This window comes from Providencia sp. PROV004 (genome assembly GCF_011045615.1).
In the GTDB taxonomy this organism is placed as follows: domain Bacteria; phylum Pseudomonadota; class Gammaproteobacteria; order Enterobacterales; family Enterobacteriaceae; genus Providencia; species Providencia rettgeri.
The window spans coordinates 1,691,636-1,710,745 of the sequence record NZ_CP042859.1 but is presented as its reverse complement, the minus strand read 5'-3'; the positions used below and the strand labels follow the sequence as shown (position 1 = coordinate 1,710,745).

The 19,110-nt window shown below is 41.3% G+C and carries 15 protein-coding genes; 10 read left to right on the top strand and 5 right to left on the bottom strand.

From position 1 onward, the window contains the following. Positions 1-87 precede the first annotated feature (87 nt). Genes glrR through FVA69_RS07400 form a run of 3 tightly spaced genes read right to left on the bottom strand, consistent with a single transcriptional unit; the run spans position 88 to position 3,694 of the window. Positions 88-1,428 (bottom strand): two-component system response regulator GlrR, encoded by a 1,341-nt coding sequence (gene glrR, locus FVA69_RS07410; RefSeq protein ID WP_164528620.1) that lies wholly within the window; start codon positions 1,426-1,428, stop codon positions 88-90. Continuing rightward, positions 1,425-2,255 carry a two-component system QseEF-associated lipoprotein QseG gene (gene qseG, locus FVA69_RS07405; protein ID WP_164528619.1) on the bottom strand — a complete coding sequence of 277 codons (831 nt, stop codon included), beginning with the start codon at positions 2,253-2,255 and terminating at the stop codon, positions 1,425-1,427. The genes glrR and qseG overlap by 4 nt, the downstream gene beginning before the upstream one ends. Further along, positions 2,255-3,694, bottom strand: a complete 1,440-nt coding sequence (locus FVA69_RS07400) for a sensor histidine kinase (protein ID WP_004912732.1) — start codon at positions 3,692-3,694, stop codon at positions 2,255-2,257. The genes qseG and FVA69_RS07400 overlap by 1 nt, the downstream gene beginning before the upstream one ends. A 1,117-nt stretch (positions 3,695-4,811) precedes the next feature. On the opposite strand from FVA69_RS07400, the gene FVA69_RS07395 reads away from it, so the two are divergent. From FVA69_RS07395 to fbpC, 6 genes are all read left to right on the top strand, one after another. Next, on the top strand, positions 4,812-5,438 hold the full coding sequence (locus FVA69_RS07395) for a response regulator transcription factor (RefSeq protein WP_164528618.1): 627 nt from the start codon (positions 4,812-4,814) through the stop codon (positions 5,436-5,438). Between the two features lie 7 nt (positions 5,439-5,445). Next, positions 5,446-6,972 (top strand): MASE1 domain-containing sensor histidine kinase, encoded by a 1,527-nt coding sequence (locus tag FVA69_RS07390; protein ID WP_109911465.1) that lies wholly within the window; start codon positions 5,446-5,448, stop codon positions 6,970-6,972. 106 nt (positions 6,973-7,078) lie between these two features. Beyond that, entirely contained in the window at positions 7,079-8,404 is a 1,326-nt protein-coding gene (gene uhpC / locus FVA69_RS07385) for an MFS transporter family glucose-6-phosphate receptor UhpC (RefSeq protein ID WP_109911464.1), read from the top strand. A gap of 14 nt (positions 8,405-8,418) precedes the next feature. Continuing rightward, a complete protein-coding gene (locus FVA69_RS07380; RefSeq protein WP_164528617.1) occupies positions 8,419-9,450 on the top strand; it encodes an ABC transporter substrate-binding protein in 1,032 nt (343 codons plus the stop codon). A 202-nt stretch (positions 9,451-9,652) separates the two neighbouring features. Further along, positions 9,653-11,731 (top strand): ABC transporter permease, encoded by a 2,079-nt coding sequence (locus FVA69_RS07375; protein WP_164528616.1) that lies wholly within the window; start codon positions 9,653-9,655, stop codon positions 11,729-11,731. Between the two features lie 16 nt (positions 11,732-11,747). Continuing rightward, positions 11,748-12,797 carry a ferric ABC transporter ATP-binding protein gene (fbpC, locus tag FVA69_RS07370; protein WP_123382552.1) on the top strand — a complete coding sequence of 350 codons (1,050 nt, stop codon included), beginning with the start codon at positions 11,748-11,750 and terminating at the stop codon, positions 12,795-12,797. Between the two features lie 114 nt (positions 12,798-12,911). Here the strand turns inward: fbpC and ulaG are convergent, their stop codons facing one another. Together ulaG and ulaR are read right to left on the bottom strand one after the other, a co-directional pair. Beyond that, the gene (ulaG, locus tag FVA69_RS07365) at positions 12,912-13,979 is read right to left on the bottom strand and encodes an L-ascorbate 6-phosphate lactonase (RefSeq protein ID WP_004912748.1); all 1,068 of its coding nucleotides are present in this window, start codon (positions 13,977-13,979) and stop codon (positions 12,912-12,914) included. 115 nt (positions 13,980-14,094) lie between these two features. Next, positions 14,095-14,850, bottom strand: coding sequence for an HTH-type transcriptional regulator UlaR (ulaR, locus tag FVA69_RS07360; RefSeq protein ID WP_004912750.1), 756 nt, complete (start codon positions 14,848-14,850; stop codon positions 14,095-14,097). Positions 14,851-15,252: 402 nt separating this feature from the next. Here ulaR and FVA69_RS07355 point away from each other — a divergent pair, with 402 nt between their 5' ends. From FVA69_RS07355 to FVA69_RS07340, 4 genes are all read left to right on the top strand, one after another. Continuing rightward, a complete protein-coding gene (locus FVA69_RS07355; RefSeq protein ID WP_109911459.1) occupies positions 15,253-17,007 on the top strand; it encodes a PTS ascorbate-specific subunit IIBC in 1,755 nt (584 codons plus the stop codon). 72 nt (positions 17,008-17,079) lie between these two features. Next, positions 17,080-17,547: a PTS sugar transporter subunit IIA gene (locus tag FVA69_RS07350; RefSeq protein WP_004912756.1), complete on the top strand. Its 468-nt coding sequence runs from the start codon at positions 17,080-17,082 to the stop codon at positions 17,545-17,547. 50 nt (positions 17,548-17,597) lie between these two features. Next, the gene (locus FVA69_RS07345) at positions 17,598-18,428 is read left to right on the top strand and encodes a Cof-type HAD-IIB family hydrolase (protein WP_115166961.1); all 831 of its coding nucleotides are present in this window, start codon (positions 17,598-17,600) and stop codon (positions 18,426-18,428) included. After that, positions 18,425-19,072, top strand: coding sequence for a 3-keto-L-gulonate-6-phosphate decarboxylase UlaD (locus FVA69_RS07340; protein ID WP_164528615.1), 648 nt, complete (start codon positions 18,425-18,427; stop codon positions 19,070-19,072). Before FVA69_RS07345 ends, FVA69_RS07340 begins: the two co-directional genes overlap by 4 nt. The last annotated feature ends 38 nt before the right edge of the window (positions 19,073-19,110 follow it).

Below are 19,110 nucleotides of genomic sequence, written 5' to 3'. Positions count from 1 at the left end.
AGGTATTTTTTCTCCCGGAGCGTGAATATGAATTGCCTTATTCCACATAATGTAATCGATAACAACCATGTGGTAAATAATACTTATTTATTCTTTAAAATCATTAGCTTCTAAATCATGACGGCCAAGTAATTTATAAAATTCTGTACGGTTTCGTCCTGCCATTCGGGCAGCTTGGGTAACATTTCCTTTCGTCATTTGTAATAACTTACGTAGATAATTCAATTCGAACTGATTGCGAGCTTCAACAAATGTTGGTAGCGCCGTATTTTCACCTTGAAGTGCTTGGCTAACCAGTGCTTCGCTTATAACAGGAGACGTCGTTAATGCAACACACTGTTCAATCACATTCACTAATTGACGGACATTGCCCGGCCAGCTCGCTGTTATTAAGCATTTCATTGCATCACTGGAAAAACTACGTACGAAAGGTTTATGACGTGATGCAGCTTCACGCAATAGATGATTAGCTAATAATGGAATATCTTCTGAACGTTCATTTAACGCAGGAATACGTAAGTTGACCACATTTAAACGATAGTAAAGATCCTCACGAAACTCATTTTTTTCCATTGCTTTTGGTAGGTTACGGTGAGTTGCAGACAGAATACGTACATCAATATCTAAATCACGGTTGCTACCTAAAGGACGAACTTTGCGCTCTTGCAATACCCGCAGTAATTTAACCTGCAATGGCATTGGCATATCACCAATTTCATCTAAAAATAACGTCCCACCACTGGCTGCAAAGAATAACCCTTCGCGATTACTAACTGCGCCAGTAAAGGCGCCTTTTGCATGCCCAAATAGTTCAGACTCTAATAATTGTTCAGGTAGTGCACCACAGTTAATGGCAATAAACGGCTTACGCGCCCTAGGGCTAGCTTTATGAATCGCCTGCGCTAAAACCTCTTTACCTGTACCACTTTGCCCGTTAATCAATACGCTAACATCAGATTGTGCCACCATATGCGCTTGTTCTAACAGGCGTATCATTAAGGGGCTACGTGTGACAATACCAGAGCTCCACTCTTCATCACTTATGGGTGTTGAAGAGAGCGCGAGTGCTTCATCAATCGATTTATATAATGCGTCTTTGTCGACTGGCTTAGTTAAAAAACTAAATACGCCTCGTTGTGTTGCCGCGACGGCATCAGGAATCGAGCCATGAGCTGTTAATATAATGACAGGCATGTTTGGATGGGCTTTTTGTATCTCATCGAAAAGCGCCATGCCATCCATTTCATCCATACGTAAATCACTGATCACTAAATCTAATTTTTCTTTTTGTAAGATTTTTAGCGCTTCAGGGCCGCTCTCCGCGGTAGTGACTTTAAAGCCTTCACTACTCAAACGCATACCTAACAGTTTCAGAAGACTTGGGTCATCGTCAACTAGTAACAAATTTGCTGACTTACGATTCGTCATTTTTGTTCATTCTCCGATGAATTTTGCTCTACTGGAGAAGATGCGCTGCTATCAGGCTTTGGCTCTTCAGAGGAAATAGGTTTATCTCCTTCAACCCCATTTTCTACCTCTTTTTCGGTTTCGTTCGTGCTTTTCTTACGAGAAGAAAGCTGACGTTCAATATCCGTTAAGTTTTCAAGCTTACGGGAGGTCGTATTCAGTTCGAAAGCCAATTTAGCATTATCTTCTTTCAAGCGGTCGAGCTTTGTATCCATTTCTTGTTGTAGGCGCTTATAACGAGCCCCCGCATCTGACAAGTTGATAATTTGCACCTGTTGCTCACGCCATAATTGCAATAATGGCCGTACTGCTGTTGGAAAATTCAAACTATACGTATTAATGCTATCCAGCATTTTGCGACGTTCAGCAATAGACGGATCTGCAGAATTCAACAAAATGTTCTGTTGAAATGCACTCGACCAGTTTGTTACCTCGATTTTACCTGCTTCCTCACGTGCTTGACTGGTTTCAGTACGATCGGCACAATCCATCATTCGCAACCAAAATAGCGCGTTTTCCCGTGCAGTAGGTTGGTCATTGTTCCAGATCGTTTCACATGATGTATACCGATAGTCCGTAACTTTTACCTCAGGCACAACGACTTGCGCTAGAGTTTCGAGCGGTGACTGGCCATTTTTAGCGACACATCCACTTAAGATTAGGGAAAATAAGACCGCCCCAAAATTGAGCCCTGTACGTCCCATCACATAAGGTACTCTTCGATTATTTTTACTTAACGATGCGTTACGGTAAAGTACCGCCCAAACACCTGTAGACCGATTTACCATTATTCATTCTCTGCGGTTAGAGGCAGTTCAATTCTAAAACAGACATCTGCTGATTTAGTGGGAACAAGAGAAAGCTCGCCCCCCATTTGTTTAATACAATCTTGCGCAATACTTAGCCCTAGCCCACTTCCTTTAACAGCACCTTTTCTTTGTAATGAGCCTTGATAAAAAGGTTCAAAAATCATGCTTTGCTCAGATTCAGGAATTGGCGTACCCGTATTCGCAACTTCAATTAGCAATTTATTGCCTGTTTGGCGACTAGAGATCCAAATATTACCTGATTCGCCGCCATAGTGCACCGCATTGGAATAGATATTATCAATAACTCGCCCAAGAAGTGAGGGTTCAGCTAAACAGCTATCCACTTTTAAACGCACTTCTGTTTTGATGTTTTTAGCCCGTGCGGGTAAGTTATGTGCTTTGACGATATCTTCAATGAGCTTTTGTAAATCAACAATCTGTGCTTCTGGTGGGTCATCTACAAGCTTACGATTATAGTCAAGTAATTGCTCAATAAGTTGCTGAAGATGCTTACTACTGTGATCCAAAATTTCTACAACTTCTTTTTGAGACACCGTTAATGGTCCAGCTACCTCATCAGCAAGTAACTCCGTTCCTTCACGCATACTTGCAAGAGGTGTTTTTAATTCATGTGAAATATGGCGAAGAAATTCATGACGCTGTGATTCAAGCCATGCTAATCGCTCACTTAACCAAATAATACGCTGCGCAATTGTCCGTAATTCCCTAGGGCCTTTAAAGCGCTCAATATTATTGGCTATCGTGCGTCCAGTTCCAAGACGGTTAATCATTCGTTCGATAGCTTTAACTGGGCCAATAATCATCCTTGTGAATAATGCAACTAGTAAAGCGCTTAATAAGAATAAAATTAAGCTCTGCCAGCCAAATAATTGACCTTTATTCGCAATTGCTTTTTGTAACTGTTCTCCACGGCTAAAAATCACATCACGAGTTTCTTGCACTAATGAGGCATTTTCGGCAGAAAACTGTTCTAAAGCTCGTGTAATTTTTTCTGTCGGCTCATTGTTTTCACAAGCGACCGTTTTAAGTGCATCCAAAGTGTTAGTCAATGCGGAGGTGTCTGACGAAGTGGGTAAGATTGTTTTCTGACGCTCGAACATTTGCTGATAATCTGCAAACTGTTTCTGATATTGCGTTTGCAAGGTGGGATCTTGTAACACACAATATTGACGATAGCTCCGTTCCATTTCTAAGGCGAGACTACTCATCACTTCACTACGCCGTGCGTCAAGCAACGTGGTTTTATTGATATTGGCAGCTTGGTTACTAAGTTGCTCCAGACTTTGATATGCCTGGTAAGCGAGTACTAATAAAGGAAGTAGTACAAGCCAAAATGCCATCACAACGAGTTGGCGCAAGGAGCGCGGGAAAAAACGCCATTTACTCAATACATTCATCTCATACCCATTCAACGTATTGCAATGGTAGCAGAACTCTTTGTCATGCGAAAAGCACAATCCAAATTATGTGTCCCATAGCGTTAAAATCAGACTAAGTGTAACAACTAAAAGCAATGAACGTGCCAATTTAATTGGTAAAAAATGATAATTTTCAGATAGGTATGTTCATCGCTCCGGATGTTCCTTTTTCGCATAAACGAAAGCATAAAAGAATCGATAGGTCTTATTAAATGAATTCTTTCGTCTTTTCTTTAGTTTTTGCTTTAAAAATAAAACGCTCAGCTATGCCCTAAATAATTCGGATTGCAGCTAGGCGCCAAGTGAAGATATCTCTATAAGTATGTGATTCGGGTAGACGAGAGCAGCCAACAACGCTGTGGTACAAAGTATGACGGGCATTATGGTGGGCATAAAATAGGAAGGCGGGATAAAGGACTTACCTTTACCCCGCCAGCGATAACAACTACTCTGATTCTGATGGTTACTGCTTTTATATAATTATGCCTTTACATTAAAGATAATTATATAGGTGGTGCCTCACTCCACGTGTCGCCCTGTGTTTGATAAGGCCCGAAGGCGAATATCTGTGCTGTTGGACGGTAGGCACCTTACTTTGGCGTCATTCTTGGTTTATGTGGTATGTACCCAACTAATTTTGGACCTACATAAGAAGTTGAATGAGCAACTGAATATTATTATGCACATGCCGTGCCAACTTTTCAATTTATTTTTTAACACATTAAAAAATAAGACAATTTATTTTTTACCATCTATTCAGTGATTCTGGATACACTGAAACGGTTTATCTCTTTCTCAATATTGTCGCTAATTTAAGACACCCTAAACATCAAATTTATAAATCTATATTTATCAATAAGATAAATGTCTCCTTTTGGCGACACCCCAAAGTGGCGTCTGTCGCTATTTTTATACACCTTGTTTTTTGGTCATTTATTATTCAATATGAATAAGTTTGCGTGAAAATTTTACCCCAATAAAAAAATTGCTCGTCATTATGGATGAACAGCAGAATTTTACATTCTGCTGGTAGCTAATCTTTCTCGATATTGATATAAGATTTCCCAATATCCTACTCATCAAATTGATAAAAAATATGATAAAAATCGCTTTAGTTGATGACCACGTGGTTGTGCGTTCTGGTTTCGCTCAACTTTTAACACTGGAACCCGATATTTCTGTTGTTGGGCAATATGCGAATGCCCAAGAAGCTTGGCCTAATTTGCTTAATTTGGATATCGATGTCGCCATCATGGATATATCGATGCCAGATGAAAACGGTTTACAGCTTTTATCACGTTTACGTCAAAAAAAGTCTGATTTTCGCACCATTATATTGAGCATTTATGATACCCCAGCCTTTGTGCAAAGTGCTTTAGATGCGGGAGCCAGCGCGTATTTAACTAAACGTTGTGGCCCTGAAGAGTTAGTGCAAGCTGTTCGCTCTGTCCACCAAGGCGGCTGCTACTTATGTTCCGATGCTATGCGAGCACTACGCCACTCACCTCAACAACAGCAAAGCCTACATGAATTGACACCTCGGGAACGGGAAGTATTTGATTTATTAGTTGCTGGCTTGAGTGTAAAAGTGATCGCAGAGCAACTTGAATTAAGCCATAAAACCGTGCACGTTCACCGCGCAAATATATTAGGCAAATTGCAATGCGAAAATACCATCGACCTTGTTCACTACGCGCTAGAACATAATCTAATTTCACGGTAATTTAGGCATGAATAAAAGCTTACGGTTAACGCTGCAATCCATCTTCTTATTTTTTACTTATTCGCTGTTATGGATTGGGTTGTGGATCATCGGCTTTTATTTAAGTCAAAACAGTTTTCAGGCAACTTTATTTCTGCCGCAAGGCTTACGCCTAGCATTGATGATTATCCTTTGGCGACGCTACTGGCCAACACTGCTACTTAGCGAAGGGATATTAAATTTTTGGTTATCATCAGAGCAACTTCTCTTCCAACCTATTTTACTGTTATCACCGTTATTAAGTCTCGGTGTTGCTTTTGTTATTCAAAATATCTGGTGGCGTTATACGTTATATTGGCAGCGGTTATTATTATTACTCGCAGGCGTTGCGGCAAATAGTGTATTACATGCTTTATTATTCAGTGGGTTATCATCTTATTCCATTAGCCAATTATTCCTAACAACATTCACCGGAGGGATACTGCTTTCTCCTTTTGTTTACCTTATTTATGAATATCTACACGAACAGCACTACCAAATGCTCCTTGATTATGGGACGCCAGATAAGCAATTACGAACCTCTTTAATTGTTTGGTGTTTTCTATTTTGTGTCGTTGGGCTCAGCGCCCAAGTATTTTTTGCTCCCGAAATTGAACGGTTAATTGTCTTACTGGTGTTTATTCCTAACGTTTTTATGGCTTATCGTTATGGCTGGCAAGGTGGCGTACTTTCTGCATTATTAGGTAGTTTAATCATTACTTTTGCCCGGCAATTTCACGGTGCATTTGCTGATTTAGAAGAATTAGAAATGTTTCTCAGCACTCAAGCCTTAATTGGTATTGGCCTTGGGATAGCAATTAGCCGACAAAAACAGCTGGCGAGTAACCTACAACGTTATCGCCAACGCTTAGAAGAAGAACTAAAAACACGGCGCGACTTAATGTTGCAGCTCGTGCATACCGAAGAAGATATCAAAAAAGCGATTGCCCGTGAGCTGCATGATGAAATTGGGCAAAATATCACCGCGATTCAAATTCAGTCGATGTTAGTGAAAAAAACAGCAACAGATGACATCAGCCACCAAGCAGCAAGTCAAATAAATGAATTAGCGCAACAAATTCATCAATCTACGCGGCAATTATTGCGCCAGTTGCGCCCTCCTGTGTTAGATGAAATGTCGCTTGAAAATGCACTAACACACTTAATTGCTGAATTTTCTTTTCCACAGAATAATATTCAATGCCACTTTCATTATGGCTTACAAACAACACCGATCAATGAAACAGTGTTGTTTACGCTTTATCGCCTCGTCCAAGAGTTACTTAACAATATCAGTAAACATGCAAAAGCCACACAAATCCACATATCTCTTAAGCAAATAGGTGACTCGATCCAGCTTGTTGTTAATGATAATGGCGTCGGCATTCCATTTAGCAAACGCACTAGTGGCTTTGGGTTGCGCGGTATTGAGGAGCGAGTTCGAGCCTTAGGTGGTGATTGGACATTAACAACCCAAAACGGAACACAAATAAGTGTTAACTTGCCCACATTTTAAGATAAAACATCGCAAAACTAGGAATAATTCCTAGCCCTCTAATACCTTCTCTCATCCTTTTTGTTAAAAACTTGATTACATTTTCCTTAACAAGAGAAACCGCCCTATGACAGGTAAAGACACGTTGAGTCTGGATAACACGTATCGTTTTTGGCGTCGCCGCTTAATGCTATCAATGATTATTGGTTATGCCACTTTTTACCTCACACGAAAGAGTTTTAACTTCGTGATGCCTGTTATGCAAAACGAACTGTTTCTTGATAAAAGTGACATAGGTTGGATAGCGACGTCATTTTATTTGACTTACGGAATCTCCAAGTTTCTTTCAGGGATTTTCCACGATATTACAGGATACCGTTGGTTTATGGGGGTTGGCTTAGTGATGACGGGGTTACTCAACATCATTTTTGCCTATTGCTTATCGTTTCCAGCGTTATTAATTGTTTGGACATTAAATGGCTTTTTCCAAGGTTGGGGTTGGCCGCCTTGTGCACGCATTCTAACGCATTGGTATTCACGTAATGAACGTGGCTTTTGGTGGGGATTATGGAATATCTCCATCAACCTTGGGGGAATGTTACTGCCCTTGCTTACCGCATTATTGGCGACCCAATACAGTTGGCAAATGGCCTTAATTGTCCCTGGTGTTATTGGTGTCATTATTGGGCTGTGGTTATGTCGTCAATTACGTGGCACACCGCAAGAAGAGCAGCTTCCAAGCGTTGGGCAGTGGCGACACGATGTTTTGGAGTTACGCCAAGAGCGCTTATCGCCGCCAATGCCAATGCTAGTGATATTAAAAGATGCCATCATTTTTAACCGTATGATTTGGTTATTGGGCTTCTCCTATATTTTGGTTTATCTCATTCGCATGGCGATAAATGATTGGGGAAATCTATGGTTAACAGAGAAACATGGCACCAATTTACTCAGTGCGAATGCAACATTATCGTTATTTGAGCTGGGCGGATTATTAGGGGCACTCTGCTCTGGTTGGGGCTCTGATATTCTGTTTCGTGGCCAACGAGCGCCTATGATCCTGCTGTTTTCATTGGGTCTTTGTGTCTCAGTAAGTGCCTTATGGTTAACGCCAATTCATCACTATGCTTTATTGGCTGCATGCTTCTTTGCGATTGGATTTTTTGTTTTTGGACCACAAATGTTAATCGGTCTAGCTGCAACAGAATATTGTCATAAAAAAGCAGCTGGAGCGGTAACAGGTTATCTCGGTTTGTACGCCTATTTAGGGGCGGCGATTGCCGGGTGGCCACTCTCTCAAGTCATTGCACATTATGGTTGGTCAGGCATGTTTTCCTTACTTGCCAGTGCCGCGGCTTTGATGGGATTACTGCTAATGCCTCTATTGATTGCCAATGTCAGCAAACGAGAGCATTTGGCGGGCACTGTTTCACCCTCTGATAATAAAACCTGAATAAAGGACTGACAATGAAACTGAAAACTCTCTCTACGCTTGTTGCTGCAGGCTTATCCCTTGCAGCTATTACTACCACTGCAAATGCTGCGGGCCGTTTAGTTGTTTACTGTAGCGCCACTAACGCCATGTGTGAAACTGAAACACAAGCTTTTGCTAAGAAATATGATGTCAAAACCACCTTTGTACGTAATGGTTCTGGCAGTACGTTAGCCAAAATCGAAGCTGAAAAACGAAACCCACAAGCTGACGTGTGGTACGGCGGTACATTAGACCCACATTCACAAGCAGGGGAAATGGATTTACTTGAACCATACAAATCGCCAAATCTGGCTGAAATCATGCCACAATTCCAAGACCCTGCAAAACGTAAAGGTAATTACTCTTCCGCAGTTTACATCGGTATTTTAGGGTTTGGCGTTAACAAAGACCGCCTAAAAGAGAAAGGGTTACCTATCCCAACTTGCTGGAAAGATTTAACCAAACCTGAATATAAAGGCGAAATTCAAATTGCAGACCCACAAAGTTCAGGAACCGCTTATACCGCATTAGCCACTTTCGACCAATTATGGGGTAATGAGCAAGCCTTTGATTACCTTAAAAAATTAAACTCAAATATCTCTCAATATACTAAGTCAGGTATTGCCCCAGCACGTAACGCCGCTCGCGGTGAGTCGGCCATTGGTATTGGCTTTTTACATGATTATTCATTAGAAGTGGAAAATGGCGCGCCATTAGAGCTTATCGCACCATGCGAAGGTACTGGCTATGAAATTGGCGGGATCAGTATCCTGAAAAATGCACGCAATATGGATAACGCGAAACTGTTTGTTGATTTCGTCTTATCGAAAGAAGCCCAAGAGTTAAGTTGGAAAGAAGGCAAATCTTACCAAATCTTAACCAATACGACAGCTGAGTCATCTCCTATTTCTTTAAAACTCAATGAGTTAAACCGAATTAATTACGATATGGACAAATACGGTGATGCTGATGTCCGTAAGAACCTTATCAATAAATGGGTAACAGAAGTCAAAATGAGCAAATAGCTATCTCGTGCGGTGGCCATCCACCGCACTGAGCTCTTACTAAACTAAAATAAAAATTAAATTTAATTAAGCTCTGAATAATTTGAGTTGTCGCCAGCGCCGCATGACGTTATCCCTAAACGCATACAAAAGTATGTGACTGGGGTAATGGAGTGAAGCCAACACTGTGACAGCGCAATATATGACGAGCTTAGGGGGAACTATGTCTCAAACCCTAACCTTATCGACCTCAACCAAAAAAGATAGCATATTTTTTTGGCTGCTGATTGCTTGGCTAGGTTTCGCGTTGCTGCCTTCTTGGAGCTTAGACTATGGCGTACTTGACTCAACACAAGACGAAATCATAGCGGCTTACGGTTGGAGCAACCTAAACATTAGCTGGCTCTGGTATTTATTGCCTTCTATTTTATTTATTCGCCCGTTAACACCAGCGGATCGTTACCATAAAACCCGCCATTATTTCGATATTGGCGTGGCGGTTGTCACCGCAGCCGTGGTGATCTTAACCTCCTATTTTGAAGGAAAAGGGTTAGGTTACTCAACTATTGTACTATTTATCGCCTTGGGTATGGTGATGACACTGGCGTTAACTCGACTTGAGTGGCTCGGTGGAGACCAATTCGTTATTGGCTCGCTGATCACCGTTGTGGCCTTAATAGCCCTATTCATTGTGTTCCCAAGTGTCGCTATTTTCATTCCGATGTTTACTGATGGAAATGGGGACTTTGCACCATTCGCCTTTGTGGCAATTTTGACGCAATCGCATATTGTCCAAGTTATTATTAACTCAGTATTTTTATCATTGGCCGTAGGTGCTGGTTGTACTTTCTTTGGTTTGATTTTAGCCATTTATACTTCACGCATCGCCAAACGCTCCGCTATTATTGGTCGCGTGTTTTCTATTTTACCTATCGTCACACCCCCCTTCGTTGTCGGTCTAGGGGTCACGTTGATGATGGGGCGCTCAGGCTATATTACTGAGTTTCTTGCCGCCTATATGGGCCTTGAAAATACCAACTGGTTATATGGCTTCACCGGTATTTGGTTGGCTCAAGTCCTCGCATTTACCCCTATGTCATTCATGATTTTAGACGGTGCAATTAAAACCATTCACCCATCTTTAGAAGAAGCATCTTATACTTTACGTGCCAACCGTTACCAAACTTTCTTTAATGTATTTATGCCATTATTGAAACCTGCTTTGGCAAACGCATTTTTAATCGTTATCGTACAATCGCTGGCTGACTTTAGTAACCCATTGGTTCTAGGCGGTAACTTCGACGTACTCGCGACGCAAATTTACTTCTATATCACCGGCTCCCAATTAGATTATCAAGCTGCCAGTACCTTAGGTGCGTCATTATTAGTGTTCTCACTATTAGTGTTCTGCGTACAGTATATGTGGATAGGTAAACGCTCCTATGTCACCGTATCAGGAAAATCTTACCGTGGTGATGTTCAGCCTTTACCAACGTCATTAATTGCCACTGTGACCACTTTCTTAGCGATTTGGGTTGCATTTAACGTATTGTTATACGGCAGTATTTTCTACGGTAGCTTTACCGTTAACTGGGGTGTTGATTACACCTTAACTTTCGATAACTTTATAAAATTATTCGGTCAAGGAATGAGCGATGGTGCGTGGCCATCATTGTTGGATACCCTTCTGTACGCCGGTATTGCCGCCCCCATCACCGCGATCCTCGGTTTATTAATTGCCTATATTGTGGTTCGCCAAGAGTTCCGCGGTAAAAAGACCATCGAATTTACCACGATGCTGTGCTTTGCCGTACCGGGAACAGTTGCGGGCGTGTCATACATCTTAGCCTTTAACGATTCCCCATTTTATTTAACGGGAACTGCCGCTATCGTCATTATATCAATGACCATGCGTAACGTTCCTGTCGGGATCCGTGCAGGTATTGCAGGCTTAGGGCAAATTGATAAATCGTTGGATGAAGCCTCTCTCAGCTTACGGGCGGGTTCAATGCGTACCATCTTCTTTATCTTACTGCCATTGTTGCGCCCAGCCATTTTATCAGCGCTGATCTATAGCTTTGTCCGTGCGATCACCACGGTCAGTGCGATTGTATTCTTGGTTACTCCTGATACTCGCGTCGCTACAGCCTATATTTTGAACCGTGTAGAAGACGGTGAATATGGCGTTGCTATTGCCTATGGCTCAATCCTGATTGTCGTAATGTTGGCAATTATTTTCTTATTTGACTATTTGATTGGCGAAGCCCGTGTTTCACGTTCCAAAGCCAAAAATGCAGAGTAATCACGGAGTAACTGACATGACACAACATAATTTTGTTGAACTAAAAAATGTGACTAAACGCTTTGGCAACAATACCGTCATCGATGATTTAAGTCTTTCTATTCCGCAAGGTAGCATGGTGACCCTACTCGGCCCATCCGGTTGCGGTAAAACTACCGTATTACGCCTAGTGGCGGGGTTAGAAAAACCCACTGAAGGCCGCATGTTTATTGATGGCGAAGATGTGACAGACCGTTCAATTCAACAGCGTGATATTTGTATGGTTTTCCAATCCTACGCCCTATTCCCACATATGTCGTTAGGGGATAATGTCGGTTATGGCTTAAAAATGTTAGGATTACCCAAAGCGGAAATTAAAAAACGAGTTGAAGAAGCATTAGAGTTAGTGGATTTGGCCGGTTTTTCTGACCGTTTTGTTGACCAAATTTCTGGAGGTCAGCAGCAGCGTGTAGCCTTAGCTCGTGCATTGATACTCAAACCTAAAGTGCTATTATTTGATGAGCCATTGAGTAACTTGGATGCAAATTTGCGTCGTAGCATGCGTGAAAAAATTCGTGAGTTACAGCAACAGTTCAATATCACCTCTTTATATGTCACCCATGACCAAAGCGAGGCTTTTGCGGTTTCGGATATGGTTCTAGTGATGAATAAAGGGAAAATCATGCAGTTAGGTTCACCGCAAGAGCTATACCGCCAGCCAGCGTCAAAATTTATGGCGAGCTTTATGGGGGATGCAAATATTTTCCCTGCAACTCTTAGCGCTGACTCGGTGGATATTTTCAATTATCGTTTACCGCGTCCAGAGCAGTTTGTTACAGATAAAACTGCGGTGACTGTGGGGGTTCGTCCTGAAGCCATCACACTGAGTTTGCAAGGCGAAGATAGCCAATGCTGCACAGTTACTCACGTTGCTTATATGGGACCTCAATACGAGGTCACTGTTGATTGGCACGGTCAATCTATGTTACTGCAAATTAATGCGACGCAGTTGCAACCCACTATTGGGGAAAAACTTTATTTGCAGATCCACCCATACGGCATGTTTATCTTAACCGAAAAAGAATAATTTCTAATTCAATCACTTAAACCGTCTCTTCATGGTGACGGTTTTTTTCGTTATTAAGTCCAATTAAAAAAGCAGAAAAGTTTCCCCTTCTGCTTTTCTTAACAAACCAATTAATTATAAAAATGCTTTATATGGTAATTCAGGTTCATTTTTGAAAATATCACTAAAGCCACGGAAATGTTGATAATGCATGCGGTCTTTATCGGTTGGATAAGTATATCTCCCACCCACTTGCCAGAAGAACGGGGCAAATTTATATTGCAAACGCTCTTTTTTCATATTCCACAACACTTCTATTTCACGCGGGTCATTTTGGAAGTTTGCCCAAATATCATGGTGGAATGGAATAACCCGCTCACAATCTAATGATTCTGCTGCACGTAAAATATCCGATGACGTCATTTTATCCGTCACACCACGTGGGTTTTCGCCAAAAGAAAGCAGTGCGACATCAATATTGTAACGGTTACCATGCGCCGCATAATAGTTTGAATAATGTGAATCGCCGGAATGATAAATAGAGCCGCCAGTTGTTTCTATCAAGTAGTTCACCGCACGAGAATCCATGCCATCTAAAATTTGCTTATCAGTGGAAGAAACACCCTGTGGCAATGTCACCAATGCTGTGCGGTCAAATGAATCTAACACACGGATTTTCATATCCCCTACTTCCAGTACATCGCCAACTTTGGCGACTACACAACGCTCTACTGGTACGCCCCACTTAATCCATAAATCTACACAGGCTTGAGGACCAATAAATTTAACGTGGTCGCCGCAATTTTGCATTACCGCCGCCGCCACATTCACATCAATATGGTCAGCATGGTCATGAGACGCTAAAATCGCATCAACATTTTTAATGGCAAACGGGTCTAAAGGGAAAATCGCAGTGCGTAAGTTTGGTTGTAGCGCTTCAACTCCCCCCATGCGCATCATTTGGTGTTGCTTATTCATCAATGGGTTTTTCTGTGTTTTTTTCCCTGTTCCACACCAAAAATCGATACAAACATTGGTATTTCCCTCACTTTTTAACCAAATCCCTGTGCATCCTAGCCACCACATTGAAAAGGTATTAGGTTCAACAACCGTTTTTTCAATTTCTTCATTTAGCCACGTTCCCCACTCAGGAAATGTACTTAAAATCCAAGATTCACGTGTGATTTCATTAACTTTGCTCATAGTCATAATACCTTTTTCAAGAATTTTAGATGTAGGGAGCCTGATGCCTTAATCGAGAAATTAAGGCATGAAGGCTGAATTGGTTTAAATGTTAAAAATTAGGTATACGACGGAATTAAACCAGTATCACTCGCGTGCCCTGTGCGGCAATCGCTTTGATAACCTCAGAGTTGGCATTTCTTCCAGTAATAAGAACATCTATCTTATTAGCTGGGCAAAATAACATTCCGGTTCGATGACCCACTTTTGAACTGTCTACAACAACGACTAATTTATCAATTTGGTCAAGCATTTGTTGTTCTGCTACCGCAGTTAGCATGTCAGCTTTATATAAGCCAGCCTCTGTTAACCCTTTCCCTGATGTGAACATCCAGTTACCTGCATAACCCATTAACGTGTTCAAAGCCGGATTCAAAAAAATGTTTTGTGCTTTGTTATACTGCCCACCTATTAGAATTACGTCATCATGGTCTTGGTCAATCAAATAGCTCGCTAATGGAAAATAATTAGTCACAATTTGTACGTTTTTCCCGCATAATTGCTGCCCTAACATAAACGCGGTAGAACCACAGTTAATGACAGCGCTTTCCCCAGGAAGACAAAGCGCTGCCGCTTTAATTGCGATTTCAGATTTTTCTTCATAGTGCTCAGTACTGTTAATGTTTAACGGTGTCCACTTACGTTTTTTATTTTCAATACGTTCAGCACCATTACGGATTTTTCGCAATTTACCTTGCTCATCTAACTTTGAAATATCACGACGAGCTGTTGCAGGAGACACACTAAATTGTTCGGTAATATGAGAAACATTGATCACTCGATGTGTTTCCAATAACGACAATATTTCATTGTGTCTTTGCACTTCATTCATAATCATCGCCTTATTAGTTAATAATCACCTTGATGATGGACTATGATTCAAAATGATTATTGGTGATTGGTTTTGATTCTATTTATCTCACTTACTATTGTCAACCTTTGCTCAGGTAAAAAAACAACATTTGACAAATATAAATTTACTCTATTGATATATAAGATAATTTTAAATTTTACGTGATCAGGTCGCCATTTATTTATTTTTTTGCTGGTAAAAAAACGCACAAATGAGAACAATCAAAAAAGAGCAATTCATGATTACATATGATCACATTTGATTTTTGCGAGACTGATTAGTCGCTTTAAATGATTATATCGCAATAACACCAGATACGATCAATATGATTAATCTCTGACCCAGATAAATTACAAATACAATTTGATTAGAGGTAAAAATATGGATTTTTTATACGACGCTTTCTATATTTTTTACAGCCAAGTAATGACAAAAGCGCCTCTATTATTAGGCTTAGTCACATTTATCGGTTATTGGCTATTAAAGCGCGATGGCACGACAATCCTCAAAGGGACAATCAAAACGATTGTTGGTTTTATGCTAGTTGGCGTGGGTGCCAGTACCTTAGTGTCCAGTTTTAAACCCGTCATCGAAAAAATGTCTGAATACCATGGACTTACAGGGTCAGTTATTGACCCATATACATCAATGATGGCCACCATGGAAGCGATGGGAGATAACTATTCATGGGTGGGCTATACCGTGTTGTTAGCTCTCGCAATTAATATTCTTTTAGTCCTTTTCCGCCGCGTCACCGGTATTCGTACCATTATGCTGACAGGGCATATTATGTTTCAACAAGCAGGCTTGATCGCTGTTTTCTATTTTGTACTCGGGACGAGCATGTGGGAAACCATTATTTATTCTGCGGTATTAATGGCACTGTATTGGGGTATTTCCTCCAATATTATGTTTAAACCGACGCAAGAAGTGACGGGAGGTGCTGGGTTCTCAATAGGTCATCAGCAACAATTTGCTTCATGGATAGCAACCAAAGTTGCTCCGAAACTGGGCGATAAAAAAGACAGCGTAGATAATTTAAAACTGCCCAAATGGTTGCATATATTCCATGACAGCATTTCCGCCACCGCCATTGTGATGACCTTATTCTTTGGCGTTATTCTGATTTCTTTTGGCATTCCCAACCTACAAACCATGGCAGGTACCACTCACTGGACTATTTATATCATTGAAACGGGTTTAAAATTTGCCGTTGCCATCCAAATCATTGTTACCGGTGTACGCATGTTTGTCGCTGAATTATCTGAAGCTTTCAAAGGTATTTCAGAGCGCGTGATCCCCAATGCTGTTCTTGCGATTGACTGCGCCGCTATCTATGCATTCTCCCCTAATGCCATGGTATTTGGTTTTATGTGGGGTGCTATCGGGCAATTTGTTGCGGTACTCGGTATGTTGGCATTCAACTCCCCCATTATGATCATTCCAGGCTTTATCCCTATGTTCTTCTCGAACGCCACTATCGGTATTTTTGCCAACCATTTTGGGGGTTGGAAAGCCGTCATGAAAGTGTGTTTCGTGATGGGTATCATTGAAGTATTGGGTTCAGCTTGGGCAATCAGCTTAATTAATAGCCAAGGTACGGACTTTAGTGGTTGGATGGGTATGGCCGACTGGGCGCTCGCCTTCCCTGTCATTATGCAAGGTTTATCCTTCTCTAAAATGTTCTTCTTTGTCGTTGTCGCCCTCTCCCTTGTCTATATGTATTTTGCTGCAAAGAAACTTCGCGCCGAAGAAGATGCACAAAACCCAATCGAAACTGAAATGGAAACCAATGAAGAAGTCGAAGCTGCATCTATTGAACATAATGGTACTAAGCCTGTACGTATCTTAGCGGTTTGCGGCAATGGACAAGGCTCGTCCATGATGATGAAAATGAAAATTGGCCAGTACCTCGAAAAGAAAGGCATTCCTCATGTGATGGATTCTTGTGCAGTCTCCGATTATAAATCGAAATTACCAGCAACTGATATTATCGTTTCCTCTAAACACCTTAGTGCAGAAATGGATCCGGGTGATGGTAAATTCATTCTTGGCGTACAAAATATGCTCAACCCCAACTCATTTGGTGATGAACTACTCGATATCATACATACCAATTTTATAGGGAATAAATAGCATCACTCATGGGTATAGATATCGCTCATAACGGTATCTATTCACTTAATGTATAAAAATAGGAAGGCAATGATGGGATTTAAACAATCATTAATCGACAATAATTCGATACAGCTACAAGCATCCGCTGATAACTGGCGTGATGCCATTAAGATAGGCACAGACTTGCTCATCGCTTCAGGTGCGATAAAACCTAGCTATCATGAAGCAATTATCAACAGTATTGAAAAACTTGGGCCTTATATTTGTATCGCACCTAATTTAGCGCTTCCTCACGCAAGGCCTGAAGACGGGGTACTAAAAACCGCTTTTGCTTTAGTCACACTGGAAAAACCGATTGTTTTTGATGGCGAAGATGAGCCTGTTGACGTACTTATCACCTTGGCAGGCAGTTCATCCGATGAACATATGGAAGGTCTGATGGAAGTTACTCGTGTTCTCGATGATGAAGACAGTGAAACCGGCGTTGATCTTGAAAAACTACGCCGTTGCCGCACGATTGATGATGTTTATCAGGTTATTGATCAAGCATTATGCTAATTTAATGAAAATAAAAGAAAATCATTAATTAGCGATAGAGGTAATCAACTATGTATAACGTATTAGCGCTTGATTTGGATGGAACGGTTTTAACTCAAGAACATACGATCCACCCTGCAGTCAAACAAGCCATTCAACAAGCAGCAAAACAATGCCACGTCATGATAGTCACTGGTCGCCACCATACTGCTGCCCGTCCCTACTATGATGAACTCGGGCTAACTACGCCGATTATTTGTTGCAATGGTACTTATATCTATGATTACCAAAATGAAAAAGTTATCACGCACAATGCCCTTACCAAAGAGAATGCACTGACATTCATCGAATTAGCACAGAACGATAAACTGAAAATGGTGATGTACATCACCGATGCCATGGTGTATTCAAAAATCGACCCTATCGATTACATGAGTGCAATGGAACAGTGGGCTAACGACCCAACCATGGCTCATCCACCGAAAATTTATCGCATTGATTCATTTGAAGAACAAGTCCAGCAGGCTGACTATATTTGGAAGTTCGTCGTCGAAGGTGAACCGTCTACGTTAGAACGTTTCTTAAATTCCCCTTGGATTAAACAAACTTTTAATGCCGAAAAATCATGGTCAAACCGTTTCGACTTTGCCGCAAAAGGCAATAACAAAGGAACGCGTTTAGCAGAATATCTTAACTCTCAGGGTTATAACTCAAACCAAGTTATCGCTGTTGGTGATAACCACAACGATATCTCCATGATTGAGCTAGCGGGCCTAGGCGTAGCAATGAAAAATGCCGATGACACGGTGAAATCCCATGCGAATGCTATCTGTGCTACAGATAATAACGGTGATGGCCTTGCGCGTCTAATCCATGAAAATATTTTAGGACAATCACAATGACAAAGCCTTTGATCCAAATTGCATTAGACCAAACCAACTTACCTGCCGCACTCGAAGTGGCTGAAAATGTACACACTTTCGTTGATATTATTGAGGTGGGTACAATTTTAGCGTTCGCTGATGGCATGAATGCGGTCTCTACTTTACGTCAAAAATACCCTAATCACATTCTGGTTTGCGATATGAAAACCACCGATGGGGGAGCCATTTTATCGAGAATGGCATTTGAAGCAGGAGCAGATTGGATCACAGTCTCAGCCGCGGCGCATATTGCCACTATTGCTGCCTGCAAAAAAGTTGCCGATGAGTTTAATCGTGAGATCCAAATTGAAATTTATGGTAATTGGACTTTTGAAGATGCCAAAAATTGGGTCGATTTAGGTATTTCCCAAGCGATTTACCACCGCTCCCGCGATGCTGAACTCGCCGGTATTGGCTGGACCAATGAAGATATCGAAAAAATGCGAAAACTGTCTGATTTAGGGCTAGAACTGTCCATTACTGGCGGTATCGTGCCGGAGGATATCCATTTATTTAACGGTATCAAGGCCAAAGCCTTTATTGCTGGCCGTGCATTAGTAGGCGATAAGGGTAAAAAAACGGCAGAAGCATTACGTGAGCAAATCAACCGTTTTTGGAAATAGTAATTAGGAATAATTCTGATTCAAAAACCAACCTTTCC

Coding starts and splice junctions, on each gene's coding strand:
- ulaG (WP_004912748.1), bottom strand. CDS start 13,979: ATGAGCAAAGTTAATGAAATCACACGTGAATCTTGGATTTTAAGTACA.
- FVA69_RS07375 (WP_164528616.1), top strand. CDS start 9,653: ATGTCTCAAACCCTAACCTTATCGACCTCAACCAAAAAAGATAGCATA.
- FVA69_RS07340 (WP_164528615.1), top strand. CDS start 18,425: ATGACAAAGCCTTTGATCCAAATTGCATTAGACCAAACCAACTTACCT.
- FVA69_RS07355 (WP_109911459.1), top strand. CDS start 15,253: ATGGATTTTTTATACGACGCTTTCTATATTTTTTACAGCCAAGTAATG.
- uhpC (WP_109911464.1), top strand. CDS start 7,079: ATGACAGGTAAAGACACGTTGAGTCTGGATAACACGTATCGTTTTTGG.
- ulaR (WP_004912750.1), bottom strand. CDS start 14,850: ATGAATGAAGTGCAAAGACACAATGAAATATTGTCGTTATTGGAAACA.
- FVA69_RS07395 (WP_164528618.1), top strand. CDS start 4,812: ATGATAAAAATCGCTTTAGTTGATGACCACGTGGTTGTGCGTTCTGGT.
- FVA69_RS07350 (WP_004912756.1), top strand. CDS start 17,080: ATGGGATTTAAACAATCATTAATCGACAATAATTCGATACAGCTACAA.
- qseG (WP_164528619.1), bottom strand. CDS start 2,255: ATGGTAAATCGGTCTACAGGTGTTTGGGCGGTACTTTACCGTAACGCA.
- glrR (WP_164528620.1), bottom strand. CDS start 1,428: ATGACGAATCGTAAGTCAGCAAATTTGTTACTAGTTGACGATGACCCA.
- FVA69_RS07400 (WP_004912732.1), bottom strand. CDS start 3,694: ATGAATGTATTGAGTAAATGGCGTTTTTTCCCGCGCTCCTTGCGCCAA.
- FVA69_RS07390 (WP_109911465.1), top strand. CDS start 5,446: ATGAATAAAAGCTTACGGTTAACGCTGCAATCCATCTTCTTATTTTTT.
- FVA69_RS07345 (WP_115166961.1), top strand. CDS start 17,598: ATGTATAACGTATTAGCGCTTGATTTGGATGGAACGGTTTTAACTCAA.
- FVA69_RS07380 (WP_164528617.1), top strand. CDS start 8,419: ATGAAACTGAAAACTCTCTCTACGCTTGTTGCTGCAGGCTTATCCCTT.
- fbpC (WP_123382552.1), top strand. CDS start 11,748: ATGACACAACATAATTTTGTTGAACTAAAAAATGTGACTAAACGCTTT.